We start from the raw sequence: 26,796 nt of genomic DNA, 5'->3' as shown, positions 1-26,796 counted from the left end.
TGAATAGTTTTTACGTGTATCTTCAATCTTCAATTTCCGCCGTTGTCATAACTTCATAAATCATTCCGTTATCTTCAAATAGAGCAACAGCTAAAGCGCCTTTGATCTCTCCATCATTAAGCGTCAAAGGTTTAAAGTTAATAACTTGTTTTCCGTCCTTAATTTCTTCTTCGAGTTCGTCACCATCTTGAATTAGCTTCGCATATATATCTATAACTGGACGTACACTGTACTTTTTAGCAAGTTTCTTCTCACCTTTGTAATCAGTCTGAAACTGGACTTTACCCGCATAAGTGATTGCATAACATTCTTTATTGAAAAAATCTAAACCAAGAAAAGCACCTTTCAACATTGTTCGTGCAACGCTTTGAGCGTCACACTTTTCAATGTCTTTCGTGTCCTGCAAAACAACCATACAGTTCTGCAAAAACCTTGTTTTATTAAAGTTTGTTGGCATTGCTTCCTGTTTTGGCTCAAGTAATGAATCTAATTTAGAATGAATGATTTCCAATTGATTATTTGACATTTTTAACCTCCTGATATTTACAATTTGAAAACTATCTGTTACTATGGGTTCAACATTTTATTTTTAAGTTAGGCGATGCTGTTGGCGCAGCTCGCTATTTCTTTTTCGTCTTCCATACATTGATAGACAAACACTTTAACTCTACCCTCAGTTATCTTTCTTACTTCCTCTGTGATCTCAGCAACAAACTTCTTTTCTGCTTCAACTCCATGTAATAATTCGATAAAATTACATAATTGCAAGAAACTAAATTCAACATGTTCATATTCAAAACTCATGCTTTTCCATCCATTGTTTAACATCCATAATTCTTTGTTATCGTCTATTTCCATCAATAATATTTTTGGTTCTGATGGATAACTCTGAATGTATTCATCTATTTGAGCAACTAACTGTTTACTGATTTGTTTTAAAGTGTCTGCCACCATATTATTCATACAGATTACGCACATAAGTATTGCACCTCCACCATTTCACCGCACTCAGTTGCTTCTCTAAAACATTCAGAGCAATGAGGTTGTTTATCTTCATAAACTAACCATTCAGCTTGTTTACCACACCCACAATTATTTATGTCATCTACTGTTTCAATAACTGGCGTTTCATAACTTTGTGAAAATCTATCTAAATTCATATTGCTCACCCCTTTCAACTAAAATTTGAATGTGGATAATATCACAATAGCTGCTTTTAATTCTTGCGCTGTCCATTTTTTCTGTTTTGCATACTCAGTAATCTCATGTGCCCTCCGAATGCTTCCTTGAATTGGTTTGATTACTTCTTCATTAATTTCATATTTATTATTCATGCTATCTCTCCTCTCATTTAATCTCACTTTCTTCCATTTCCCCTTCACCAAGACCATTCATGTGTGTATCAGTTCCACAGACTGGACAATATACATTACACTGATCTTCAAATGCTTGCTCTACTCCAAAGACTACAATGCAAGCATGGCATTCATATATGTGGTATGAACGTTTCATGCTATCTCTCCTTTCTCTTCATCTCTCCTTTTAGGAACCCAACCCTCAATGAATTTCATAACTATTTTTAAATCTTTTCTTAATACATCCCTGTATGATGGCACTCCCCAACGATCATAGATTTCTCTGTATAGTTCGGGGAACAAATATTTTCGTTCATCTTTATCATTAGAAAAGTCAGTTACCCTACTCGCTACCTTTCTTCTTAGTTTCATTTGTTCATATTGTGTAAGTGTAATTTGAGCTTCAATCTTCTGATCAATAGTTTCTATTTTTTGATCAAACTTTTGTTCCATCTTTGGTAGCTTGTCCATCATATCAGCAGTGTTTCTTAATACTGCTGCCATTGCCTGACTTTCTGTTAATGTTGGTTTGTTGTTTTGAAGATAATTTTCCATTTCTTCAAACTTCTCAACATATGCTGCTGTAAAATGAACTCCCTTTTCCCCTGTAAGTTTGTTTGCAATCATTTCGCAACCTCTTTTTGTAATTAAGAAGCAACGTCTTTCCTGCCCTTTTTCATCTTCATAAGTACTTGGTAGGAAGTAATCTAACGAACGGAATTTTCCGTTGGTTAAATGTTTAATGTAAGTATCGATCTTTCCAAGTAAATCTGAATGACGTGTATTTATTAACTTTGCTACTTTTCGACTATCCGCTAATAATTTTCCGTCTCGATGGATAATGTTTAATTTATTCATTGTTTCACCTTCCTCTAATAAAGTTTTCTAATCAACTTCATCACTCTCTTTATAGTTCAATCTCTCTTGTTCCCACATCCACTTATCTAGAGTACTTTTTCTAAATATTATTCTTGGTTTTTGTGAATCTTTATCACCAAGTCTTATATGTGGTATTTCTCCTTTTTTACACATCCGATAAAGCAATTTATTTGATACACCTGTGTATGTTTTCATAGTTTAGAGAGTAAAAAAATTACGGTTGTTCCTCTAACCATGTTTCAAGAAATTTTCTTGTTGCTCTTGCGGGGAAATACCACTTTTGACCCACCTTCCTTTTGATGAATCTTGGATCAAAGAAAAACGTATCTTGTATACTGCTCCAACTCATACAGGTACGTCGTTTTAATTCAGCAGTATCCCAAAAAACGTATTCTGCATCGACTTCTTTAATGAGTTCAACAATTTTTTGCTTACATAGTTTTCTCACTTCCTTTTCATCTACTTGAACAGATAACATTATCTATCACCACCTTACTTTCTTCTTCTGCCAAATATTTTTTATCTTGTATTTCCGTCATCTTTAACATGTTTAAATCAACATCCAATGCAGTTGCCAACTTCAACAATGCATCTACGCTAGGAGCATATCTACCATTTTCAATATCTGATATATAATTTCTTGATAACCCTGTAGTAGTGGATAATTCATGTTGTTTAAGCTGCTGTTCTTTACGATATTTTTGAATCATTGCTCCAATCTTTTTTTTGTTCATATATTATCACCTCCCTTATTTAGAATGTACAGTATTCACGACATTATGTAAAATAGGAATTAGAGGTAAAATTGAGAATTTTGTAGATATTAGCACCTTAATACTTGTATTTTCGTCTTTTTCCTAATAATTACTTGTATTTCCGTCATTTAGCGACTTGTAAAACCGACATCTCATCTGTATAATAGAAACAAATGTCGGATATGCCGACAAGAGAAGAAGGTGTAAATAAAGTGTCGATAGGAAGTAATATTAAGAAAATTCGTAAAGAGCGTGGATACACTCAAGTAGAATTATCAGGTCGTGCTAACCTTTCAAGGTCATATTTAGCTGATGTTGAGCGTGATAGGTATAATCCAAGTGTCGAAACATTAACTTCAATTGCAAAAGCGCTTGGAGTTAGTTCTAGTTTTATATTAGGTGCTACAGATGATGACATGGAATGCAAGCGACTTTACGAAGAACTTAAGGTTATTTTGAGGATGATGTCACATAATGGACAATTTAACAGTGACACAAAAAATGCAATTCAACAAGAAGCAACACATCTATACAAGAAAATTAGTTTAGATTTTGAACACACTCCTTCTAATATCTTAGAAATATGTGAAGAACATTATGACAAAGAGTTTATTCAGGAATTTATTAATGTTCTGGAGAAGGCAAAAGAAAGTTTAGAGGGCAACAAATCTTCACTATCTAAGGATACTCATCATGATTTCAAAGAAATCCTTGAAGATGATGAAACAGAAATCAAGTTTAATGGAGTTCCTCTTGATAAGGAAGAGAAAATAAAAATTTTAAGGGTGATGGAAGCTATGTTTTGGAACGACAAAAAAAATAATTGAATGTTAAGTGAAAGGTAGGATGAATTTTAAATGGCTACATTTCGGAAAAGAGGAGAGAAATGGGAATACCGTATATCATATAAAGATCCATTCACTCAAAAACATAAACTAAAATCTAAATCAGGCTTTAAAACAAAAAAAGAAGCTCAAATAGCAGCCATAAATGAAGAACGTAATATATCAGAAGGATTTGAACAAACAGACATTACTTTAGAACTTTATTTAAATACTTGGTTAACTGAATATAAGTATGGAACTGTAAGAAAAAACACATTTCAAATTCATGAAAGAAATGTTACTCAACATATAATTCCTTACTTTAAAAGTATATTACTTGATGATGTAAAACCTATTGCTTATCAAAAATTTTTAAATCATTTAACTGAAAAGGGGTATAGCAAAAGAACTGTAGAAATAATTCATGGCACAATGTCTAGTGCTTATGATAAGGCAGTTACCCTTGGTAAGATTAAAAATAACCCTTGTGTTGGAGTCACAATTAAAGGTGAGAAAAAAGATAAAGAAATTAAATATATGGAGTCCAAAGATATACCTATATTTTTAAAAGAAATCTACAAATATGATTATATATACTGGATATTTTTCAAAGTCATGATAGAAACTGGTATGAGGAAAGGTGAAGCAGCGGCATTACAATGGACAGATGTAAACTTAAAAGAAAGAACAATCGATATTAGTAAAACGTTAGATTTTCAAGCTAAAAATTCAAGTGAATTGTTCGGAGATACAAAAACCTCAAATTCTAAAAGAACAATTTCAATAAGTCAAACTCTAACTAATGATTTACATTTCCATAAAAAGTATCAAAATCAAAATAAATTAGCTTTAAACGATATGTATTTTCATGATTTAAATCTTGTACTAAGTCGTAATGATGGGAATTTCATTCCAAAGTCCAGTTTATTTAACGCTTTCTCTCGTACCCTTAAGAAAGCTGAGTTACCTCAATTACCTATACACTCTCTCAGACACACTCACGCAGTATTATTACTTGAATCTGGTGCTACTATGAAATACATACAAGAGCGGCTTGGACATGGTAGTATTCAAATCACTTCAGATGTGTATGCGCATATCAGTAAAAAATCGAACGAGATACATTAAAACAATTCGAAAACTATACTAGGGGGATTTTGGAGTAAAGTTAATAATTTTTTTGGTCATTATTTGGTCAAAATAAATAACTAAATAAATATAATCTGATTGACCAAAAAAACAAAACCCCCGACACCAAAGGTATCAAGGGTTCCACCTATTAATAAGAAGTCATGTATTGATCTCTTTCCCACGCATGTACTTGAGTTCTGTACATATCCCACTCTATTTCTTTTAATTCAATAAAGTGTTCTAAGGCATGATCTCCTAAAGCCTCACAAATGATTTCATTATTTAAAAGGCTATCCAATGCTTCTGACAAGGAGTATGGCAAAACTGGAATACCACTTTCAATTCGTTCTTCCTCAGACATCACATAGATGTTGCGATCTGTTGGATCAGGAAGCTCAAGATTATTTTCAATTCCATCTAAACCTGCTCTTAACATTACCGCCAAAGCTAAGTAAGGATTTGCAGATGGATCTGGGCTGCGCACTTCAATTCGAGTACTTAATCCTCTTGAAGCAGGGACACGAATCATTGGACTACGATTACTTGCAGACCAAGCTACATAAACTGGTGCTTCGTAACCTGGAACTAAACGTTTGTATGAATTTACAGTTGGGTTTGTTAAAACTGTGAAAGCACGGGCATGTTTTAATATTCCTGCCATATATTGACGAGCGGTTACGCTTAAACCTAACGTGTCGCTCTCATTATAAAAAGAGTTTTCTTTCCCTTTAAACAAAGATTGATGACAATGCATACCTGATCCGTTTACCCCAAATAATGGCTTAGGCATAAAAGTCGCATGTAAATTATGCTTTCTAGCTATCGTTTTAACAACTAATTTGAAAGTTTGAATTTGGTCAGCAGCTTTTATAGCATTTGCATATTTAAAATCGATCTCATGTTGTCCTGGTGCAACCTCATGATGAGAAGCTTCAATTTCAAAGCCCATTTCCTCTAATGTCAATACAATCTCACGACGACAATTTTCACCTAGATCTGTAGGCGCCAAGTCAAAGTACCCACCTTGGTCGTTTACTTCCAAAGTTGGACTACCCTTCTCATCTGTTTTAAATAAGAAGAATTCCGGTTCTGGTCCAACCTTCATTGAAGAAAAACCTAATTCCTCTGCCTTTTTCAAATTTTGCTTTAAGATCGCTCTTGGATCGCCAGCAAAAGGAGTACCATCTGGCATGTAGATATCACAAATTAATCTTGCAATTTTATCTTCATCATACCAAGGATAAATTAACCATGTTTCAAGATCAGGATATAAATACATGTCAGATTCCTCGATGCGAACATATCCTTCGATGGAAGAACCATCAAACATCATTTTATTATCCAACGCTTTCTCCAATTGACTAACGGGAATTTCAACATTTTTAATGGTTCCTAACAAATCTGTGAATTGAAGTCTAATGAATCTAACATTTTCCTCTTTCGCACTTCGAATAATATCTTCTCTTGTAAATGACATATGATCTCTCCTTTTTAACAACTAGTGTAAGATTATTTATTATAAAAACGAGACAGTTCACCTTGGATCAAGGAAACTTGACCTGGACGTTTTGTTCTTAACTGCCTCTTTAAGTACTTGTGCAAGTCTGAATCTGTTAATTCTTTTCTAGCCACTTCAGTTTGTTCATTAATGACTGTTGCATCATCAGAATTTTTTTCTATAGGTAGAAGCACTTGTTTGATTCCAGCTATGTTTACCCCTTTTTCAATTAATGACTTAATTTCAAGAAGTCGCTCTACATCATTAAGTGAGAACAATCGTTGATTCCCTGCTGTTCTTGCTGGAACAATCAGTTCATGTTGCTCATAATAGCGAATCTGCCTTGCCGTTAAATCAGTTAATTTCATTACAATTCCGATAGGAAACAAAGCCATATTTCTTCGAATCTCATCACTCATTATATCAGCGCCTTCCATTTAAAAAAGTATCTACCTAAATTGTAACGCTGATCTCCAAAGACGTCAAGTTAATGTTATGTTTTATCACAATAAAGTTGACATAAAATTCAGAAATATAATATTTTTCAAGAAAAAGAAGCTTATTTATGACATCAAATACTGATTTAAAGCATTAAATCACGTCTTAACTGAATATAACATATCCCTTACAGCATTTATCACAGCATATTTACAATGAGAATAGGTTAGCCCACCTTGCATGTAAGCAATATACGGTTGTCGAATAGGTCCATCTGCTGACAGTTCTAAACTTCCTCCTTGTATGAAAGTCCCTGCCCCCATAATCACTGGGTGATCATAACCCGGCATATCCCAAGGCTCAGGCACAACATGTGCATCTACAGGTGATGCTTTCTGAATGCTTTGAACAAAGGAGATCAATTGATCACTATGATCAAATTGAATAGCTTGAATTAAATCAGACCTGCGATCCTTCCAATTGGGATGAGTTGTAAAGCCAATTTTTTCAAACATGGATGCTGCAAAGATACTCCCCTTTAAAGCCTGTCCAACAAAATGAGGGGCTAGAAACAACCCCTGGTATATACTTCGTGTAGTTCCTAACATAGCACCTACCTCTCCACCAATTCCTGGTGCTGTTAAACGGTAGGATGCCAATTCAACGTATTCTTTTCTCCCTGCAATGTACCCCCCTGTAGAAACTATCCCCCCTCCAGGGTTCTTTATTAATGAACCTGCGATGAGATCCGCTCCTGCTTGTGTCGGTTCAGTCTTTTCCGTAAATTCCCCATAACAATTATCTACAAAAACGATCAGTTCCGGTTTTATACTTTTAACTTTCTCTGACATTGTTTTAATTTCTTTTACTGTAAAAGCAGATCGCCATTCATATCCTCTTGATCTTTGGATGCCTATTACTTTTGTATTCTTATTTATTTTTTCATTCACTTGCTCCCAATCCACTGTACCGTCAGATTGAAGTTCAACGGCATCATAATGAATGCCATAATCTTGCAATGACCCTAATCCATCACCAGCTTTACCTATTACATTATGTAATGTGTCGTAGGGTTTCCCAGTAATAAATAATAAATGATCACCAGGTCTAAGGACACCAAACAATGCAGTGTTGAGGGTATGTGTACCAGAAACAAAATGAGGTCTTACAATTGCCGCTTCAGCACCAAAAACTTCTGCATATACCTGATCTAGAACCTCTCTCCCTCTATCATTATATCCATATCCTGTAGAATCATTAAAATGATAATCACTTACTTTATGTTTCCGAAAAACTTCTAGTACTTTCCATTGATTAAAATCTATATTCTTATCCACTTCTTTTAATTTAAATTCAATTTGCTTTTCTGCTTCATCTATTAGTTGTTGTAAATCTTCTGACATAAACATTACACTTATTCTCCTAATTTTCTCATTTCTTTGTTTATAAGTTCAACATCATGTGCATTTATACGAACTGTCAAACTCATGTTATCTTCATGTAGCTTTTCTTCAACAGTTTCACTTACTTTTTTAATAAAAGAAATTAATTTTCCTTCTTTAACTGGGATAGTAAATGTTCTTTGTTCATCTAACAACTTATTTTGAATGGCAAGTTTTATTTGTTGTAAATCATGATCTTCAAATGCCGAAACAAATAAATGATCTTCATTGTTAGGAAAAATCATTTTTGATTGAGGACGATCACATATATCTTTTTTATTATAAACCATTATCGTTTCTTTCCCTTGTACTCCTAAATTGTGTAGGACTTCATCAACAACATTTATTTGCTCTTCAATCAGTTCAGAGGTACTATCCACAACATGTAAAATAAGGTCAGCTTCACGTACTTCTTCAAGTGTAGCACTGAAAGCAGCAACTAGATCATGCGGCAAATCTTGAATGAAACCAACTGTATCCGTTAGTCCCACTTCCTTACCGCTAGGTAATTTTAATGTTCTCAGTGTTGGATCCAATGTAGCAAACAACTGGTTCTCTACATAAATATTTGCTCCGCCAGTTAATTGTTTCAACAAAGTTGATTTTCCTGCATTCGTGTATCCTACCAAGGCAACATGATAAAGGTTCGTTTTTTTCCTTCTCATTCTATGTAAGTTTCTATGTCGAGTTACCTCTTGTAGCTTCTTTTTCAAATCAGTAATTCGATCTCTAATATGTCTTCGGTTCATCTCTAATTTTGTTTCACCGGGACCTCTTGTGCCAATTCCCCCACCCAAACGGGAAAGGTTTTTTCCATGTCCAGATAACCTCGGCAACAAATAACTTAGCTGTGCTAATTCTACTTGCAAATAACCTTCCCTCGTATTTGCACGCCCAGCAAAAATATCTAGGATCAGTTGGGTTCGATCAATAATTTTAGCATCTAAGAATAACTCTAAATTTCGAACCTGAGCTCCTGAGAGTTCTTGGTTAAAAATAACTGTATCCACTTCAAGCTCAGCCACTTTTTCTTTAATTTCTTCTGCTTTACCTTTACCAATAAACCATTTAGAATCAATATTTTTTCGATGCTGTTTTATGGAATCAAGGACTTGTAGTCCAGCTGTTTCAGCAAGCAATACTAATTCATTCAGTGAATACTCTTCTAGTTTTAATTGTTTAGCATCTTGGAGAATAAGACTGACTAACAGTACTTTTTCTTGGTCTTTATCCTTAACTTGATGGGTAGACATTAAATAGCTGTTCCTCCTATTTATTTTTTATCTAGATTAGATTGTGAATCAAACTTAAAGTCATCTGGTTGTATATTCATTAGCTCTTGTTTAGTAGGAGATTTGACCTCGTTTAAAAGTCGAACCGCCTGATGTCTAATTGCTTTTTCTATTTGATTTCTCACATGTCTTGCATTGCTAAACTGGTGTGAATTATACCTTTTTTCATTTGATAAGTGATTTCTTAATTTCATTAAAGTTTGTGGTAAAAAATTATATTCTCGCTCCTTAATCATAAGTTCTGATATTTTGACTAACTGATCTATCGAATAGTCGGGAAATTCCACTTGAATTGGAAATCTAGAGCTTAATCCAGGGTTTATTTTCAAAAAATCCTCCATTTCAGTTGAATAACCTGCTAAGATAAGAATAAAATCATGTTTTAGATCCTCCATTGCTTTTACTAATGTATCAATTGCTTCCTTGCCAAAATCTTTTTCTCCACCACGTGCAAGACTATATGCTTCATCTACAAATAAAATACCACCCACAGATTTTTTTATCAAATTTCTGGTTTTATTCGCTGTATGTCCGATATACTCTCCAACTAAATCTGCTCTTTCCACCTCTACTAAATGCCCTTTGCTACAAACATCCATAGCATGAAACATTTTTGCAATAATTCTGGCTACAGTTGTTTTCCCCGTTCCAGGATTACCTTTAAAAATCATGTGATATACATGTTTATTACTTTGTAACCCAGCTTCTTCCCGCAATTTGGTCACTTGCAACAATGCGTAAATTTCATAGATGAGATCTTTTATTTTCTCGAGTCCAATCATTTGTTCAAGTTCTGTAATAATATCAGCTAATTTTTCATTTTTATCTAATGGAATCTCATTCCCATTTAATTGAAGGTTTGATTGATCAGATTTCACTATACTTTTACGCTCTACATGTTTAAAAACAACATTAATTTGACGCGTGTTCTTAGTTATTGTTCGTTCACTACTCATTGCATTGCCATCCATCAAATCACCTCAAAGGTTAGGGTGATTACAGTATACGCGAATGCCTAGATAAAAGTGTTAAAAATTTCTTAAGCAAGAACAAAAAAGTTCAGAGGATATTCTTGTATTTCAAGCATATCAATAGATTTCAGTAACTTCTTGAAATTAAAATCGTTAAAGAAAAAAAGAAAATCACCTACTGGCGATTTCCAAGATTATCATATAACTTGAGCTCTTTAATTCAAATAAATTCCTTCCATATCAGGAAGATATACTTCCACTGTTGTTCCTTTGTTAACTCTACTGCTTATATGAATTTTTCCATGATGTGCCTCTAAGATTTTATAACACATCATTAAACCTAAACCAGTTCCCTTTTCCTTCGTTGTATAAAATGGTTCCCCTAATTTTGCCAAACGTTCACTTGTAATACCGATTCCTTGATCAATAACACAAACAATTAGTTTATTACATATGGATTTGATCTTTACAACAATCTCTCCACCATCAGGCATTGCTTCGATTGAATTTCGAATAATATGCCTGAATGTCTTTTTTAATAACTCTTCATCTCCCCTAATATATGTTAAATTTGTTGCAACTTTTAATTTTATATCAATATTATGATCTTTAAAAAGTTGTGACATATTAGAAATAACATCATGGATAATCTCATGTAAATCTTGTTTTTCTAAATTCACAACCATTGGTTTTGCTAGAGACAAAAATTTATCTGTTATGACTTGAATACGCTCTAACTCACCGTTCATAATCTTTATATATCTTTTGGATTCATCAGCGCTCTGTGAGTTTAACTCCAGCATCCTGACAAATCCTTTTAACGTAGTTAAAGGGTTCCTAATCTCATGAGCAAAACCCGCCGCTAATTGAGTCACAATAGATTGCTTGGTCATCTTTTGCAGTTTTTTCTCAGTGACATCATTTATTATCCCAATGATCAATGGTTCTTCTTGAAATTCAATAATGGAATATTGAACTTTTAAATTTATAATTGAATTATTTTTATGTACACCCTTGCTGTTCATTTCCAATTTATTAATAAAACCAATTTTCAATTTTTGAAGATTAGTACTTATCTTGTCCCTTTCTTCTTGTACAAATAAATCAAGTATATTTTGGTTTATCATTTCTTTTTGTGAGTATCCATACATTTCACACAATCTAGAATTGACAAAATTGAATTTTTCATCCTGATATAAAAATATACCTACAATGGAGTTATTTAATATCGTTTGATATCTAAGCTGAGAATGATTAAGATTTGTAAGTTCAGTAAACGTACCAACAACTTCAATTACTTCATTATTTTCTAATACAGGTTTTAGGGTCACCAAATAATAAGTATTTTCCAAGTAAATCCCTTCAAAGGAGACGACTTTTCCACTTTCCCAAGCTTGTCTATAATAGTTTTCTACTCTTTTCAATTCCTTGCCTTTTAGAAAATCGTTTAAAGTTCTCCCTATTATTTTTTTTGGGTTTATATTCATTCTAGTTGTAAGTGAACCCGCACACGCGCTGAATACAAACTTCTCCTCTATTTTTTTATATTTAAACAGCAAACCATTGTGATGATGAATCAAGTGTAATGCATTTCTATACTCTTTCGCTTCCCAAAAAATGACATGAATTCCTTCTAATTTGTTATCTACAAAAATAGGGATAAATTTCATTTCAATTTTTAGAATCTCTTCGTTTTTACATATAATGTCCAGTTCTCTTACATAGGTATATGGCTTACCATCCAATTTGATATTTTTGTTTTCTAAATCATTCATAATATCTTGCTGTACAATCATTTTTTTAAGAGATTGGTGGAGCAACTCCTCTTTTCTATAACCTAATTTTATTCCAGATGCTGTGTTTGCAAAAACAATATTCCCTTCCAAGTCACAAGACATAATCGGTAGATTATTATACACCTGAAATGAATTGTAAAATTGCAGCTCCTGATTCAATCTTAGTTCATAATCTTTCCGAGATGTTATATCCTCTATTGTAAGTAATATAAAACGAACATTTTCGAAAGGTAATATTGAAGCATGTATAGATATCCATAATAAAGAATGCAGCTCTTTTTCAATTTTGTAAGAATCAATCTCACCAAGGAATAAGGGGAGCAGCTCTTTTTGATCTAAGCGCAAATCTTCTATTTGAATGCTGGACTCATAATCATCTTGAACCTTAACATGTTCTGAACAACCTAATATATCACAAAACTTTTGATTCATTTTAATCAAGGTCCCTGAAGGAGAGACAATTGCCAACCCTTGCTGCGAAAATTCAAAAAGTTGTTTATAAATGTCTTGGTCTGATCTAGTTAAGAATTCTTTAACAACATCTTCATGTACTGACAAAAATGCTTCTTTATCTATCATAGTAAATTCTCCTAGTTTTCAGAATATTTGGACAAGATAAATATTATTATATTGCATTTAGAATAAAAAGAAAGTAAATAATTTCTAGTTTTGGCTTTATATTAATTTTGTTCATATTATTTATTTTTCTTCTATTTTGGATTTTTTCTATAAATTGGTTTTTTAGGAAGTCGTAGTCCATAATAAACTGACAACATTCTCAGCACTACAACAAGTAGAAACACAATGTAAAACGCTATTGGAGTACTCACAATTCCCAATCCAATAACTAACCCAGCTAACATTGCCCACAAACCATAAATTTCATCTCTAAAAATGAGGGGTTTCCTACCTGCAAGTACATCTCTAATGATACCACCACCACTTCCTGTCAACAAAGCAGCCACAACCACAGCTATGATTGGAAGGTTCATATCAACTGCAAATAAAGCACCTTGAATCGAAAATGCTGCCAACCCAACCGCATCAAAAAACATCCACTGCTTTATATAGTGAAACCATAAATTTGGAAGGAAAAACACGAACAATGAAGATAGGATGGCAATGATAAAAAGGTTGCTTTGCTCCCATAGGTTGGATATTGGAATGCCCAACAGTAAATTCCTTGCACCTCCCCCTCCAAAAGCAGTCACAAGTCCTAAAATAATAATCCCCAAAACATCATATCTTTCTTCCATAGCAGCAATGGAACCACTAACAGCAAAAGCCACTACACCTATAACTGTAAGTATTTCCCATGTTAATGTGATCTCAGACAATTATACATCTCCTTTATCATGTGAATTTATTTAAAATAGTTCATCAATAAAAATCTACATCTATTCTTCTTAACTGTTTAAATTGATCCGTATAAGATTCAACTTTTAATACAAACTGAAATCGATTTACATCTAAACAATAATCAAAGTCCGATTTAGGTGCAGACCTCTCTTCATTTAAATCCATAAAACTTCCAGTCTGACTTTCCCATTTTAAAAACTGTTTTATTTGTTTAAAATCGTTGTTTCTTCCTTCTAATTCATTTTTTATGTATTGCGCGCAGAGTGAATCTTCATCAGCTTCTTCTTTACCTCCCCAGCCCATACACACTAAGGAAACTTCTTTTGGCTTTCTTTTTTTTATATATGTACTGATTGCTCCTGCATTTACAAAACTTCCTGTTATGATCTCTTCTGCATTTGTCGCATGAATAATTCCTTGGGTACCTGCACTTGTTGTTAGAACTATCGTCCGATCTTCAAATCTTTCATTTTGGATATGTGAGGGGGAATTACCATAATCAAAACCAGGTTGGATTATCCCACCTCTTTCTCCAAACAATATGTAATCTGAATTGTTTTTTTTCAATTGGTACGCCGCATCCAAACTCGCAACAGGGATAATCGTTTTAGCTCCATTCTCAAACAAATAACAGCTGGTTGAGAAGGCACGGAACACATCTATAATTACGGTTAAACCTTTGGCTTGCTGTGCTCCTTCAATTAATTGCAAAATATTTATTTTCATTTAGCTCATCCTTCTTGTCATATAAATGCTATAGTTCCATAAAAAGCAAATGCTATTCCATTATTTTTAAACAACTACTTGACGCCTACATTCAACAATAGCTCGTCCATCTTCCATTTCGTATAAGCTAACGTTTCTCTTCCCTTATGATACGGCATAAATAATACCTCAGATTTAGTAGTAGAAACGATAGGGTTTGTTAAGTCGAAAAATTTAGCAACTTCAAGTGTTCTAGCTCCATGATAAGCATGAGTGATAATGATTGTAGTTTCTAAATCATTCTCCTCCATGATTCTCTTACTGTACAGTATATTTTCATAAGAGCTTGTAGCTTCTCTCTCCTCAAAAATATTCTCTTCTGGTATTCCGTTAGCCATTAAATATATCTTCATACCTTCTGCTTCTGTAATTGTGGCACCATTTGCATCTAACCCCCCAGACACAATGATATGATTGAAATGTCCTTGTTCATATAAAGCAATCGCATGATTTAATCTTTCCTTTAACCCTGGACTAGCTTCATTTTCCCATAAAGACATTCCCATCACAATGCCGACATCTGAAGATGTAGGCAGTTCCATTTTTTCCACTGAATGGATTTTCCATTGTACATAACCTGTCCAAATCAGAAACAAAAGAAGTAAAACGAGCCCTATTTTAAACCATTTAATAAATAGAGATTTTATTTTCGAAGTTCTTTTTTCAACTAATTGTATGCTAGTGCTTCTCATTGTAATAAAAACCCCCCCACTGTTTTGAATACATCATCTGCTTCTTCCCCAATACAAATGCCATGATTGGATAAAGGGAAATATTCTACTGTTTTTTTGGCTGGAATCATTCGGCTTAAATATCGTGCACTATAAGGATGTACAATATGATCTTGTTCCCCTTGAATAATAAGGGTTGGTGTTTGTATCTTTTTAAACTCCACTCTTAAACGGTGAGCTAATTGAACAAATTGCCATGTTGCTGATATAGGAACTCCATTCATTTTTTTAAAACGACTCCAATCCTTGTTCCTTAATTGATTGTAGGTCAGCTTTATAAATCTTCCAGGACTAACATAAAACACTGCAGCATTTAATAAGACTAACTTTTTTACTGGAAAGCGATTACTTATATAAGCTGCAAGCATACCACCCATAGAAAAACCTATTAAATCAAACTGCTGATACCTCTCAGTCATTATCTCTGCTTCTTTTTTTACAGTTTCAATCCACTGGTGATGATGGGTATATTTTAAATGTTTAAGGTTGTTATCATGACCTGGCAACGTGGGCACATGGCAAATCCATCCTTTTGTTCTTAAATATTCGGCTAACGGCTCCACTTCAAATGTGCCACCTGAAAAGCCATGAATGAGTAAACACGCTCTACGATGATTATCATTTGCCATGTATCAGATTACCTCACTTATAAAGATTGATTGTCCATAAGGTTACCATCTCTCTCTTTGTTAACTAGCTTTTGACATCACTCTTAGTATGTTTTTTTATCCTTCATCTTTCTATTAAGATTCGATGATTTCAATTGATTCAATCTTCACTTCTTCTGTTGGCATGCTAGGAGTTGGATCTCCTCCATTTGGATTCATAGTCACTGGCGTTTTTGCAATGTTTGTTACGGTTTCCATCCCCTCTGTTACCTTGCCAAAAATCGTATAATTCGGATACATGTTTAGATTTCGACTATCCTCCCCAGTACAAATAAAAAATTGGCTTCCATTTGTGTTTTCTCCACTATTAGCCATCGCAAGTATACCAGGCTCATACTGATGAGGTGTATCTAATTCATCTTCGAATTGATAACCTGGTCCCCCTCTTCCAGTCCCTAATGGATCACCCGTTTGAATCATAAAGGTTTCAATAATACGATGAAAAATAATACCATCATAGAAATTCTCATTTGCTAAAAACACAAAGTTATTTACTGTGATTGGAGCTATATCGGCAAATAATTCAACCGTAAACTCCCCTTTAGTCGTTTGTATGATAGCGGAATAACTTTTATTTGGGTCAATCTGCATTTCTGGAGGCTTATCCCAGCTTTTAAATTGTTTCTCCTCTTCTACCACCTGTTCTTCTGCACACCCCGATAAAATTAAAGTAAATATACATACAAAAATTAACACTTTAAAAAACTGCTTCATTTTTATTTCCATCCTATCCATTTTTTAAAAAAATTGTATCATTAGCCTAAGTTATATTCAAGAAAAAGGATATGAATGGGTATACTTGTTAACAAAACAAACCTTAACTTGAAAAGTAAGCCATAATACATCATACTATACTAGTATTGAAATCCATTTCATTCATTTAATTTCCAATAGAGAGAGAGGCAAAAAAGAGTGAAAACGAAAAATCAAAAAACAATCATTATAACTGTTTTATCTATTGTAATCCTAATTATTGCAGCCGTAATCATCAGCAATATGAATAAGGATACAGGGAAGAACAATGGAGAAATTGTAGAGGGTGGAGAGCTTTTATATACAGATCCTAATCAACCTATCGATGTTCGAGTTGAAGATTTACTTTCACGTATGACATTGGAAGAAAAAGCAGGACAAATGACACAGGTCAATGTTACAAAATTACAAGGAAGCTCAGAATGGGATGCAGGTCCATTAAATGATGAGTGGTTAGTAAAAACCTTTAAAGATTATCATGTGGGCTCAGTATTGAGTGGAGGGGGCACAACCCCTGTTTCGAATGAACCAAAATTATGGGCGGAAATGACAAATGAAATTCAAAAAAGTGCAATCGAAAATTCGAGACTGGGTATCCCCATTATTTATGGTGTAGATGCAGTTCATGGGCACAACAATGTCATTGGAGCAACTATTTTTCCGCATAATTTAGGTCTTGCCGCTTCAAGAAACACTGATTTAATTGAAGAGTTAGGTGCTAGTACAGCAAAAAGTGTTAGAGCGACTGGGATCCATTGGAACTTTGCTCCCGTAGCAGATGTTGGACGAGATTTACGTTGGGGACGTTTTTATGAAACATTTGGTGAAGATCCTTATCTTGTAACAAAAATGGCAACTGCATCTATTATTGGGCAGCAAGGTGAAGATATCAGTTCAAATGAAAATGTGGCAGCGACAGCCAAACATTTTTTAGGTTATTCACAACCTTTAAATGGTCAGGATCGTTCATCTGGCGAAATACCACTACGAACTTTAAGAGAAGTATTCTACCCTCCTTTTGAAGACGCCATTGAAAATGGAGCAAAAACGGTAATGGTCAACAGTGGATCAATCAATGGTGTTCCTGTCCATGCATCACAGTATTTATTAACAGATGTTTTAAGAGGGGAAATGGGTTTTGAAGGCGTAATTGTAACAGATTGGGAGGATATCATTCGATTACATAGCCAATACCATATCACAGACAATTATAAAGACTCCATTGCTCGCAGCATTAATGCAGGAGTTGATATGTCTATGGTACCAGTTGGAATTGAAGATTACACCAAAAATTTAATTGATGCTGTAAACGAAGAACTCATTCCTATGGAGCGATTTGATGATGCTGTTTCCAGAATCCTCACTTTAAAATTCGAATTGGGATTGTTTGAAAATCCATATATTGATGCAGAACAGACAGAAGCACTTACTTTAAATCAAGATAGAGAACTCGCAAGACAAGCTGCAGTAGAGAGTTTAACCTTATTGGAAAACGATGGCATACTGCCACTAACAACAGACATAAAAACCATTCTTGTTACTGGTCCGAGCGCTGACAACATTGCAAATCAAATGGGAGGCTGGACAATTGGATGGCAAGGGTTGGTTGGTACTGGAGTCCCTCCAGCAGTTACGTTCCTAGAAGGAATTCAAAATGCTGTATCTTCAAATACAAACGTTCTGTTTGAAACAGATACGGCTAAAGCAGTTGAAGCTGCCAATAATGCAGATGTCACTATTGTTGTATTCGGTGAAGGACCTTACGCTGAATTTGATGGAGATACAACAACTGCTGCAGTACCTCCTGATCAAACAGAATTAATAAAGTCATTAGCTGAAACAGAAACACCCGTTGTAGGTGTATTAGTAGCAGGTAGACCTCTTATTGTAACGGATCTTATTCGAGATATGGATGCTTTTATAATGGCTTATCTCCCTGGTACAGAAGGTGGAAATGCCTTAGCTGACGTATTGTTCGGAAAAGAAAATCCAAGTGGTAAACTTGCTTTTAGCTGGCCAAGTGATATTGGGCAATTACCAATGTTCTATAACTATTATCCAAAAAGTACAGCCAATGACAAAGCCTATTTGCCACTATATGAATTTGGTTATGGTTTTGGTTATTCTAAATTTAATTATAGTAACTTAACTGCTAACGACGAAGTACCTATTGATGGAATCATCAAAGTATCTGTGGATGTCACAAACAGTGGTGATTTTGCAGGTTCTGAAAGTATTGAACTGTATGTCAATCAACAATTAAGTTCTGTCTTAACTCCTGTTAAAAAATTAGCTGGATTTTCTAAAGTTTATCTAAAACCTAAAGAAACCAAAACAGTTGAATTAGAATTACCTGTATCACAATTAGCTATCGTTCCTGGAGATGTGTTAGGTGATGCCGAAAAAACTGTTGAAGAAGGTATATACACTTTAAATATTGATAAACTTGCGAAACCAGTTTCAGTAATAGGAAGTGAAGAGTGAGTGAACAGATAAAATAATACTTAAACATCTGCACCACTTACAAACAACTAAAACACTCTTTTCTAAATGAAAGGAGTGTTTTTTCTTGATCCCCGTCATACTAGTTCCGAAAAATCTGGTTGGAGGCGGAGCATTAATATAGAGGATATATGCGCATTATGTCATTTTAATGATAAGACAAACTTCACCACAATACTGGTTTTTGAACCATAAACCACATCGCAATTAATAAAATAGTAACGTAATATATAACTGAACGTTTAAGTTTACTGATTAAGACATCACGTCCCTCTTCTCCACTCTCCAATTTTCTAATTGCTGGTGAAAAAGCTCTCGCCATAAAAAAGATGGAACACATTAATACTAATACCGTCATAACAATCCATGAGTCTAACCAATTCCATCCACCTAACCAAATCAATAATATCCCCGTTGTAACCAGTACATGACCTGCATGTTTAGATAGTCTCACTATAAATCGGACTAGATCAATAATAGATTTCTCAAATTCGATTTGCTTCTTCAATTTATTTAATAACGGAAATAAAACAAATATAGGTCCGACTGCTAGAATCACACTGAATATATGTAAATATAAAATGATAGTATAAAGTATAAACATATGAAGACTCCCCCATAATATTATAAAAAAAGAACCAACTAATCATCGTTGAGACCAACCATCCTCATAGGTTGATGATATCAATGAACAACTAAAAACAGCAAGAGCAGTATTTCCGTATAGAGAACACTGCTCTGCTATCTTAGCTTAAAAGATCCAATGATGAACCTTATACGAAAATTAATCTACTTTACGAAATTCGTGAACCCATACTTGCATATGTGGCAACCAAGGCATTCCAGGATGTAAAGACATAATTTTATCCTTATAAGACTTCATATCAGGATATCCTTCAGACTTAGCATGTTCATCTCTCATATCGCCAAGTGATTGTTGATAAATGTTGTACACTTCATATTGATTTCCTTCAAGCTCCATGATTTCTCCGATATCTGCATATCTTCCGTTTCTTCTTGTAGCTGTTTTTTCACCATTTAAAACTCTTTTCACATCGTCCTTATCTGTAACCATTCTTTCGATTGTACATGTTTTTGGTGGAAGATTTGTTGTCATAATTTATATGCCTCCTAATTTTTCAGTAATCACTTCTTCTTTTCCTTCATCATTATATCCAAATTTATGAATCAAACACAATGAATCCAAATCTTTTTTTGCTGTTATATCATAAAATCATTCTGAACGTTCACTAAAATTTCAAATGAATTATCTAAAGAACGGAAATAAATCTTCAAAACGCACATCATTCTTCTTCTCTTTTGGAATCTCGATATTCACTGTATTTGATTTGCGACTATACAATTCATATTTATTGTTGTATGTTATCACATAATATTGATATTTCTTTTTCTCCTTAATCGCAATATCAATAACATAAGGTTCAAACGTGGTGAAAACAAGTTCGTAATTTTTATCCTTATCTTCCTTTTTATATACAAGATAGAAGTTATCATTCCCTTCAACAGGAGACCATGTTAATTCAACTGCTCTATTCCTCTCATCATATAGAATAGTTAAATCATCTACTGATGTTGGAGGTTGAACGAGTTCTTCTACTCCTTCAGGTTTAACAAAAGAGCTTGATGGTACGTCTGCAAGTGATTGAGTCATGACCTGTGAAAAAAGCTGCGCAGGATAACTGCTTGTTACTGTCAAATAGTGCTGAGTGTCTGTTTTATCAAATCCCATCCAGACCGCTGCTGTCCATTCAGGTGTGTAGCCTACAAACCAAAGGTCTCGTGTCGCTTTTGGGTCTGTCACTTCAGGCAGCCCTACTTGAGTAGAACCTGTTTTACCTGCCACTGAACGATTCATCTGTGCTTTATATCCTGTTCCTTCCAGAACAACTTCTTCCATCATTTTTGTCATATAATATGCATTTTGTTCTGACATGACTTCTTTTGTTAGAGGTTCAGCCAAATATATGGTTTCACCTAAATCATTGATCACTTTTCGAATGGAGGTTGCCTCAGTCCATGTTCCGTTATTGGCAAAGCTACTATAAGCTTCGGTCATATCTAATGGTGTGACCCCTGTTGTAAGACCTCCTAATGCAATTGATAAATTGCGATCATTTTCATCTAGTTCTATCCCTATATTATTAATAAAATCTAAACTCGTTTGAATTCCAATCTCATTTAACAACCATACCGCTGGGATATTAATCGAATCCTCAATAGCTTTCACCATAGACACTTGACCAAGATACTGATGTTCATAATAGTTTTTCGGTTCATAATCTCCAAACTTTATAGGCTCGTCCTTTAAATTAGAATATGGCTGCCATGAGCCTGTTTCAAGTGCAGGCGCATACACTGCAATAGGTTTAAATGAAGAACCTGGTTGGCGAGGAATTAACGCTCGGTTTAAACCTTTTTGTACTGTATCTCTTCCACCAATCATCCCTTTAAGCTCACCGGTATTATGATCCATAATAACCATACTTGCTTGAACTTGTTGCTCAGGTCCACTTTCAGGAAACCATTGGTCTTCCGAAAAAGTCTTCTCTAATACTTGTTGAACATTCGTATCAAGTGTAGTATATATTCTATATCCACCTTCTCGAAGCTCATCTTCAGTCAATCCAGTTTTATCAGCTGCTTCTAAAATGACATAATCTATGAATGACACATAACTTTGTTTTTCAACAGAGATAGGTTTATAATCTACTTTGCTTGCTTCTGACATTTCAGATTTAGCAATGAGATTCTGTTCATACATAAGCTGAAGTACGATAGCTCTTCGCTCCTTAGATTTTTCTGAGTCATCGATTGGATTATAATATGAAGGTGCCTTTGGAATAGCAGCTAAGGTTGCAATCTCCCACAATTCTAAATCGTTTAAATCTTCCTTACCAAAATAAATTTCAGACGCTGCTTTCACCCCATAAACATTTCCTTGGCCAAAATATATCTGATTTAAATACATCGCAATAATTTCATCTTTTGAGTATTGATTTTCGAGTGCAATGGCTATAGAGGCTTCTTGTACTTTTCTAAAAACTGTTTTTTCAGAAGAAAGAAACATATTTTTGGCAAGCTGCTGTGTAATTGTACTGCCGCCTTCGACAATTTCTCCAGACACTAAATCTTTATATAATGCTCTTCCAATTGCCCATAGATCCACCCCACCATGTTCGTTAAACCTTTTATCTTCAGTAGCTATAAAGGCATCCACCATTAATTCTGGAATCTCATCCATATTCACAATTTCCCTATTTTCTTTATAAAGTTTTCGAACCTCGTTTCCATTATGATCATAAATAATGGAGGCTTCCAGCATGTCCATTTTTTCTAAATTTTCTTTTAACAATTTCTCTCCATTTAAGATGACCATCATATAACCCGCAAAAATAAGTACGACAAATAGAATAAAAAATCCGAGAGTCCATTTCAAGAACTTTTTCAAAGGTTTTTTATTCGATGTTTGTTTATTGTTTATTTCACTATGAATCAATGTTTCCTGTTCATTATGATTTGTTTCCTTTTGATTGGTTGTTTCATCTGATGATGGCTTTTTATTCATGTTGATCTTCTCCCTGTTGTTTAAAGCGAATTTTTCCGTAATAACCAATTAAATTTAAAAATGGATAAAGGCATCTAATACTTTTATTTTAACACATTAAGGATATATCCCCAAAGCTGCTCAGTGATTATTATAGATAGCTTCCGGATTATTGATTCTCAATAACACAAAAAATCGCCCAAAATTTCTTGGACGATTTCTAATTGAGAACATCTATTCAAACAGCTTACATTTTCCTAATGACATCTCTTGCGATCCAAACACCTGCAGCTCCAGCTTGCGCAAGTCCTCTTGTAATTCCTGCTCCGTCTCCACCACAGTATAATCCCTTTATCTCTGTTTCAAAGTTTTCGGACAACCTAGGTCTTGCTGAATAAAATTTGGCTTCAACTCCATAAAACAATGTGTGTTCAGAGGCAATCCCTGGTGTGACTTTATCCAAAGCTTCTACCATTTCAATTAGACTAACCATTGTATTGTATGGGAGTACCAAACCGAGATCACCTGGAACAGCTTCGTTTAAAGTAGGTTCTAGAAACCCTTCCTTTATTCTCTGTTCTGTTGAACGGCGCCCTCTTTTAATATCACCAAATTTCTGAACAATGACTCCTCCGTTAGACAAATCGTTCGCTCGCTGACAGATTTCTCTTGCATATTCATTAGGCTTGTCAAATGGTTCTGTGAATTTGTGAGAAACTAACAATGCAAAGTTCGTATTTTGCGAACCTAGTTTAGGATCTTTATAAGAATGTCCATTCGCTGCCATGACTCCACTATGATTTTCTACTACAACATGACCAGATGGATTGCTGCAAAACGTTCTAACTCGTGTTCCAACACTTGTGTTGTATACAAACTTTCCTTCGTACAAATGTTCATTAATCTCTCTCATCACCACATCAGATGTCTCCACTCTTACACCCACATCTACTTGGTTGTTTACCATTTTCAATCTTCTATTTTTGAAAATTTCATTCAACCATTTTGATCCATCTCTACCTGGCGCAATCATTACAGTATCACTTTGAAACTGTTCCCCACCTTTTAATGTAATTCCTTTTACAACATGTTCACCATCTATTTTTTCAGTTATAATGTCCTCTACCTCAGCTTTAAACAACATATCTATTTTTGTTTTTAAATGCTCATAAATAGATTTTAATATTTCTAAATTTTGCTCTGTTCCCAAATGTCTTACTTGTGCTCTTAATAGTTTTAATCCTGCTGCATAACCTCGTTGTTCAATGTCTCTAACAGCTTCTGTTGTTGGATCTGTAATATGCTCAGTAGCACCATGCTCTAAGTTGATTTTATCAACATACTGTATCAATTCAAAGACTTTAGACGGGGATATATAATCCGTCATCCATCCACCAAACTCGGTTGTTATATTAAACTTGCCATCACTATATGCCCCTGCTCCCCCGAAACCTGCTGTAATAGAACATGCGGGAAGACATCCAGCGTACTCTTTTTTTCCTGCCGGTGGAGGACAAAGTTCAATTTTATTTTCTAAGATCGGGCATCTGCGATGATAAATATCATGACCTTTATCAACTAATAAAACTTTCGCTTTAGGATTTTTAATCGTCATTTCATAACTAGCAAATATTCCTGCTGGGCCTGCTCCAATTACGATAAAATCATATTCTTTCATTTTTTAATCCATCTCCCCATGATGATATGTTAACAAAAAAATCCTGACTACTTAAATGGATACATTTATATTAAGGTATCCATTCGTAGTCAGGAATTCACGGTTCCTTGTAGAGACCCTTGCGCCATATTCGCAAGGATATACGAACAATCATATTAGAATTCGATACTAATTCGTTTACATATAGTATAATACATGAATGTTTTTTGTCTTGTCAACAAAAATGTTCGTGTTTTATGAAAAAAATTGGGGGCACGAGACTTTAAAAACAAAAAAAACAACCCAAATTATTCATTGGGTTGCTTCAGAGCATGGTTATGTAAAACGTTTTCCAAATTGATTTTTCAAAATTAACCTTCACTTTGATGATCTGACATCAAAGAAACGTTTTTTTGCGGAGTAAAAGTGGAAATCGCATGTTTATAAACCATTTGCTGACGCCCTTCACTTTCAAGAACAATCGTAAAGTTGTCAAAGGCTTTGATAAGACCTCTTAACTGAAAGCCATTTGTTAAATACACAGTCACAGAAATACTTTCTTTACGAAGCTGGTTCAAAAAAGTGTCTTGAATATTAATGGATTTATTCATTAATGGAACCCTCCCTATTAAAATCATTTCTTCATACATAATTAAATAAATTGCGGTATTTAATAAGTATATTCAGAATTCACTGTAATCTTTCCTCTATTATATCATGAATTTGTTTTAAATGAGCACCATAATTTTTAGAATTGGTAACATCAACCCACTTTATCGCTTCCATACGCCTAAACCAAGATAATTGTCTCTTTGCAAACCTTCTCGTATTTCTTTTTAAGAGATATATTGCTCGCTCTAGACTAATTTCTCCCTCTAAATAAGTAATGATTTCCTTATACCCTAAACCTTGCATTGATACCATATCTTTAGTATAACCAAGATCAATACATTTTTTTACTTCTTCAATCAAACCCTGCTCTATCATTTGATCGATGCGTTGTTCAATTCGGTGATATAGCATAGCTCTATCCATTGTTAGTCCTATTATACATAACTGATATGGTGATTCCTTAGATTTATTTGCATGTTCAGAAAATGGTTTTCCTGTAAGGTGATAAACCTCTAGCGCTCTAATAACTCTCCTTACATTTTTGAAATGGATATTTTCCGCACCTTTGGGGTCAATTTTGATTAACTTTTCGTATAATGCCTGTTCACCATGTTCTAAAGCATATTTTTGCTGCGCCGCTCTAAATTCCTCATCAGATCCAGCTGTGCTGAATGAAAAATTATAACATAGCGACTCGATGTATAACCCAGTTCCACCAACTATAAAAGGGAGGTTTCCTCGCGTTGTAATTTCATGTATGGCGCTTTTTGCATTTTCTTGAAAGTCTGACACAGAAAAAGGTTCATCAGGATCATGGATGTCAATAAGATGGTGAGGTACTGTTCTTCTTTCTTCATCCGATGCCTTAGCAGTCCCGATATCCATACCACGATATACTTGCATGGAATCCCCAGAAATAATTTCACAATGAAACTTTTTGCTAACATCCAGACTCATTTTTGTTTTTCCAACAGCTGTTGGACCAATTAACACTAAAAGTTTAGTTTTTTTTGTTTCATTCAAATCTCTATCACTCCGTAAGCTATTTGTGAATATGTTGTGTTTACTTTTTCAAAACCAAGCCTTTCAAACTCTGGACTGTGTTTCTTTTCCTTCAACACGATCCGTTTCCTTGCAACTCTTCTTGCTTCCTCCAAAGATTTAACAGTAAGTTGTGCAGTATTAACAATGCCTCTCATTGGTTTGAATGAACTTGTTTCTTGAACTGGATTTCTAAACATGGGGTCAAAATAAACAATGTCAACACTATTATCATCCATGAGGGTCAATTCACTTTCATGATCAGCGTGTTTTACGTTAATACGACGCATTGCTTCATTTACTAATACAAGTTCTGATTGATAATTTTGCAATCCTTCTCTAATCAGAGTATACATCATTTTTTCGCTTTCCAATGAAATCACGCTGCCTGTCGGACCAGTTATATATGAGAAAACGATAGAGTCCGAAGCTAATCCAGCTGTACAATCTAATACAGTGTCACCTGGTTTAGCCTTAGAATATTTTATCAATGGATCATGTTCGCCTTTTATTAATCTTTTTATGCGAAAGTATGAACTGCTTGGGTGAAAAAACAAAGGAGAATCTATGTTTTTCTCTCCATAATATTTTAATTCTTTCTGAGAAACAATCAGTACTGGTTGGCCATCAACCATTTGCTTTATTTTAGTTATTGTTTTTTTCTTCCGCGGCATCCAAGTTGCATTCAACTCTTTGGCAAATGCTTGGGATCTCTCAATGACTTCAATGGAGGCTTCATTTGAAGTGGATACTATCATTTCA

At 34.3% G+C, this 26,796-nt stretch carries 29 protein-coding genes, 1 pseudogene and 1 riboswitch; of the genes and pseudogenes, 3 read left to right on the top strand and 27 right to left on the bottom strand.

The annotated features are described in order from the left end of the window. Positions 1 to 22 precede the first annotated feature (22 nt). From Q5Y73_RS07770 to Q5Y73_RS07735, 9 genes are all read right to left on the bottom strand, one after another. Positions 23 to 526, bottom strand: a complete 504-nt coding sequence (locus tag Q5Y73_RS07770) for a RecT family recombinase (RefSeq protein WP_305991289.1) — start codon at positions 524 to 526, stop codon at positions 23 to 25. Positions 527 to 594: 68 nt separating this feature from the next. Continuing rightward, a complete protein-coding gene (locus Q5Y73_RS07765) occupies positions 595 to 978 on the bottom strand; it encodes a hypothetical protein (protein WP_305991288.1) in 384 nt (127 codons plus the stop codon). Then, positions 969 to 1,160 (bottom strand): hypothetical protein, encoded by a 192-nt coding sequence (locus tag Q5Y73_RS07760; protein ID WP_305991287.1) that lies wholly within the window; start codon positions 1,158 to 1,160, stop codon positions 969 to 971. Before Q5Y73_RS07760 ends, Q5Y73_RS07765 begins: the two co-directional genes overlap by 10 nt. A gap of 18 nt (positions 1,161 to 1,178) precedes the next feature. Further along, complete coding sequence (locus Q5Y73_RS07755; RefSeq protein ID WP_305991286.1) at positions 1,179 to 1,334, bottom strand: hypothetical protein; 156 nt, start codon at positions 1,332 to 1,334, stop codon at positions 1,179 to 1,181. Between the two features lie 13 nt (positions 1,335 to 1,347). Beyond that, entirely contained in the window at positions 1,348 to 1,512 is a 165-nt protein-coding gene (locus tag Q5Y73_RS07750) for a hypothetical protein (RefSeq protein ID WP_305991285.1), read from the bottom strand. Further along, positions 1,509 to 2,213 (bottom strand): Rha family transcriptional regulator, encoded by a 705-nt coding sequence (locus tag Q5Y73_RS07745; protein ID WP_305991284.1) that lies wholly within the window; start codon positions 2,211 to 2,213, stop codon positions 1,509 to 1,511. The genes Q5Y73_RS07750 and Q5Y73_RS07745 overlap by 4 nt, the downstream gene beginning before the upstream one ends. A gap of 27 nt (positions 2,214 to 2,240) precedes the next feature. Then, positions 2,241 to 2,429, bottom strand: a complete 189-nt coding sequence (locus Q5Y73_RS24800) for a helix-turn-helix domain-containing protein (RefSeq protein WP_371320172.1) — start codon at positions 2,427 to 2,429, stop codon at positions 2,241 to 2,243. 19 nt (positions 2,430 to 2,448) lie between these two features. Then, on the bottom strand, positions 2,449 to 2,712 hold the full coding sequence (locus tag Q5Y73_RS07740; RefSeq protein WP_305991283.1) for a group-specific protein: 264 nt from the start codon (positions 2,710 to 2,712) through the stop codon (positions 2,449 to 2,451). Further along, positions 2,690 to 2,968: a helix-turn-helix domain-containing protein gene (locus tag Q5Y73_RS07735; RefSeq protein ID WP_305991282.1), complete on the bottom strand. Its 279-nt coding sequence runs from the start codon at positions 2,966 to 2,968 to the stop codon at positions 2,690 to 2,692. Before Q5Y73_RS07735 ends, Q5Y73_RS07740 begins: the two co-directional genes overlap by 23 nt. Positions 2,969 to 3,201: 233 nt before the next feature. Between Q5Y73_RS07735 and Q5Y73_RS07730 the strand changes: the two genes are divergently transcribed. After that, the gene (locus Q5Y73_RS07730; protein WP_305991281.1) at positions 3,202 to 3,816 is read left to right on the top strand and encodes a helix-turn-helix domain-containing protein; all 615 of its coding nucleotides are present in this window, start codon (positions 3,202 to 3,204) and stop codon (positions 3,814 to 3,816) included. A 30-nt stretch (positions 3,817 to 3,846) separates the two neighbouring features. Then, a pseudogene (locus Q5Y73_RS07725) lies at positions 3,847 to 4,979 on the top strand (site-specific integrase). Positions 4,980 to 5,092: 113 nt separating this feature from the next. On the opposite strand, the gene glnA reads toward Q5Y73_RS07725, so the two are convergent. The 11 genes from glnA to Q5Y73_RS07670 form a co-directional block, all read right to left on the bottom strand. Next, positions 5,093 to 6,421 (bottom strand): type I glutamate--ammonia ligase, encoded by a 1,329-nt coding sequence (gene glnA, locus Q5Y73_RS07720; RefSeq protein WP_305991279.1) that lies wholly within the window; start codon positions 6,419 to 6,421, stop codon positions 5,093 to 5,095. 32 nt (positions 6,422 to 6,453) lie between these two features. Further along, positions 6,454 to 6,861 carry a MerR family transcriptional regulator gene (locus tag Q5Y73_RS07715; protein ID WP_160647744.1) on the bottom strand — a complete coding sequence of 136 codons (408 nt, stop codon included), beginning with the start codon at positions 6,859 to 6,861 and terminating at the stop codon, positions 6,454 to 6,456. 177 nt (positions 6,862 to 7,038) lie between these two features. Then, positions 7,039 to 8,289 (bottom strand): methionine gamma-lyase family protein, encoded by a 1,251-nt coding sequence (locus Q5Y73_RS07710; RefSeq protein WP_305991278.1) that lies wholly within the window; start codon positions 8,287 to 8,289, stop codon positions 7,039 to 7,041. Between the two features lie 5 nt (positions 8,290 to 8,294). Next, a complete protein-coding gene (gene hflX / locus Q5Y73_RS07705; RefSeq protein ID WP_305991277.1) occupies positions 8,295 to 9,575 on the bottom strand; it encodes a GTPase HflX in 1,281 nt (426 codons plus the stop codon). 20 nt (positions 9,576 to 9,595) lie between these two features. Further along, a complete protein-coding gene (locus Q5Y73_RS07700) occupies positions 9,596 to 10,585 on the bottom strand; it encodes an AAA family ATPase (protein WP_305991276.1) in 990 nt (329 codons plus the stop codon). A 215-nt stretch (positions 10,586 to 10,800) separates the two neighbouring features. Further along, complete coding sequence (locus Q5Y73_RS07695) at positions 10,801 to 12,960, bottom strand: PAS domain S-box protein (protein WP_305991275.1); 2,160 nt, start codon at positions 12,958 to 12,960, stop codon at positions 10,801 to 10,803. Between the two features lie 131 nt (positions 12,961 to 13,091). Further along, positions 13,092 to 13,718, bottom strand: coding sequence for a trimeric intracellular cation channel family protein (locus tag Q5Y73_RS07690; RefSeq protein WP_305991274.1), 627 nt, complete (start codon positions 13,716 to 13,718; stop codon positions 13,092 to 13,094). Positions 13,719 to 13,761: 43 nt separating this feature from the next. Continuing rightward, a complete protein-coding gene (locus Q5Y73_RS07685) occupies positions 13,762 to 14,466 on the bottom strand; it encodes a 2-phosphosulfolactate phosphatase (RefSeq protein WP_305991273.1) in 705 nt (234 codons plus the stop codon). Positions 14,467 to 14,540: 74 nt separating this feature from the next. Next, the gene (locus Q5Y73_RS07680; RefSeq protein WP_305991272.1) at positions 14,541 to 15,197 is read right to left on the bottom strand and encodes a YdcF family protein; all 657 of its coding nucleotides are present in this window, start codon (positions 15,195 to 15,197) and stop codon (positions 14,541 to 14,543) included. After that, positions 15,194 to 15,865: an alpha/beta hydrolase gene (locus Q5Y73_RS07675; RefSeq protein ID WP_305991271.1), complete on the bottom strand. Its 672-nt coding sequence runs from the start codon at positions 15,863 to 15,865 to the stop codon at positions 15,194 to 15,196. The genes Q5Y73_RS07680 and Q5Y73_RS07675 overlap by 4 nt, the downstream gene beginning before the upstream one ends. 114 nt (positions 15,866 to 15,979) lie before the next feature. Further along, entirely contained in the window at positions 15,980 to 16,618 is a 639-nt protein-coding gene (locus Q5Y73_RS07670) for a peptidylprolyl isomerase (protein ID WP_305991270.1), read from the bottom strand. 198 nt (positions 16,619 to 16,816) lie between these two features. On the opposite strand from Q5Y73_RS07670, the gene Q5Y73_RS07665 reads away from it, so the two are divergent. Beyond that, the gene (locus tag Q5Y73_RS07665) at positions 16,817 to 19,141 is read left to right on the top strand and encodes a beta-glucosidase family protein (protein WP_305991269.1); all 2,325 of its coding nucleotides are present in this window, start codon (positions 16,817 to 16,819) and stop codon (positions 19,139 to 19,141) included. Between the two features lie 184 nt (positions 19,142 to 19,325). Here Q5Y73_RS07665 and Q5Y73_RS07660 read toward each other — a convergent pair whose 3' ends face one another. From Q5Y73_RS07660 to Q5Y73_RS07630, 7 genes are all read right to left on the bottom strand, one after another. Next, on the bottom strand, positions 19,326 to 19,763 hold the full coding sequence (locus Q5Y73_RS07660) for a hypothetical protein (protein WP_371320171.1): 438 nt from the start codon (positions 19,761 to 19,763) through the stop codon (positions 19,326 to 19,328). A gap of 180 nt (positions 19,764 to 19,943) precedes the next feature. Continuing rightward, positions 19,944 to 20,276, bottom strand: coding sequence for an ASCH domain-containing protein (locus tag Q5Y73_RS07655; protein ID WP_305991268.1), 333 nt, complete (start codon positions 20,274 to 20,276; stop codon positions 19,944 to 19,946). 150 nt (positions 20,277 to 20,426) lie between these two features. After that, positions 20,427 to 22,745: a transglycosylase domain-containing protein gene (locus tag Q5Y73_RS07650; protein WP_305991267.1), complete on the bottom strand. Its 2,319-nt coding sequence runs from the start codon at positions 22,743 to 22,745 to the stop codon at positions 20,427 to 20,429. Between the two features lie 226 nt (positions 22,746 to 22,971). Then, positions 22,972 to 24,402, bottom strand: coding sequence for an NAD(P)/FAD-dependent oxidoreductase (locus Q5Y73_RS07645; RefSeq protein ID WP_305991266.1), 1,431 nt, complete (start codon positions 24,400 to 24,402; stop codon positions 22,972 to 22,974). A gap of 66 nt (positions 24,403 to 24,468) precedes the next feature. After that, positions 24,469 to 24,568, bottom strand: a riboswitch (purine riboswitch). A gap of 184 nt (positions 24,569 to 24,752) precedes the next feature. Next, positions 24,753 to 24,992, bottom strand: a complete 240-nt coding sequence (gene hfq / locus Q5Y73_RS07640) for an RNA chaperone Hfq (protein WP_305991265.1) — start codon at positions 24,990 to 24,992, stop codon at positions 24,753 to 24,755. A gap of 79 nt (positions 24,993 to 25,071) precedes the next feature. Further along, on the bottom strand, positions 25,072 to 26,016 hold the full coding sequence (gene miaA / locus Q5Y73_RS07635; RefSeq protein ID WP_305991264.1) for a tRNA (adenosine(37)-N6)-dimethylallyltransferase MiaA: 945 nt from the start codon (positions 26,014 to 26,016) through the stop codon (positions 25,072 to 25,074). Continuing rightward, positions 26,013 to 26,792, bottom strand: a complete 780-nt coding sequence (locus Q5Y73_RS07630) for a class I SAM-dependent methyltransferase (RefSeq protein ID WP_305991263.1) — start codon at positions 26,790 to 26,792, stop codon at positions 26,013 to 26,015. Before Q5Y73_RS07630 ends, miaA begins: the two co-directional genes overlap by 4 nt. Positions 26,793 to 26,796 lie beyond the last annotated feature (4 nt).

The sequence above is a fragment of the Chengkuizengella axinellae genome, from assembly GCF_030730905.1.
Lineage (GTDB): Bacteria > Bacillota > Bacilli > Paenibacillales > KCTC-33759 > Chengkuizengella > Chengkuizengella axinellae.
The sequence above is the reverse complement of the archived record's forward strand: the minus strand, read 5'-3'. Positions and strand labels throughout refer to the sequence as shown.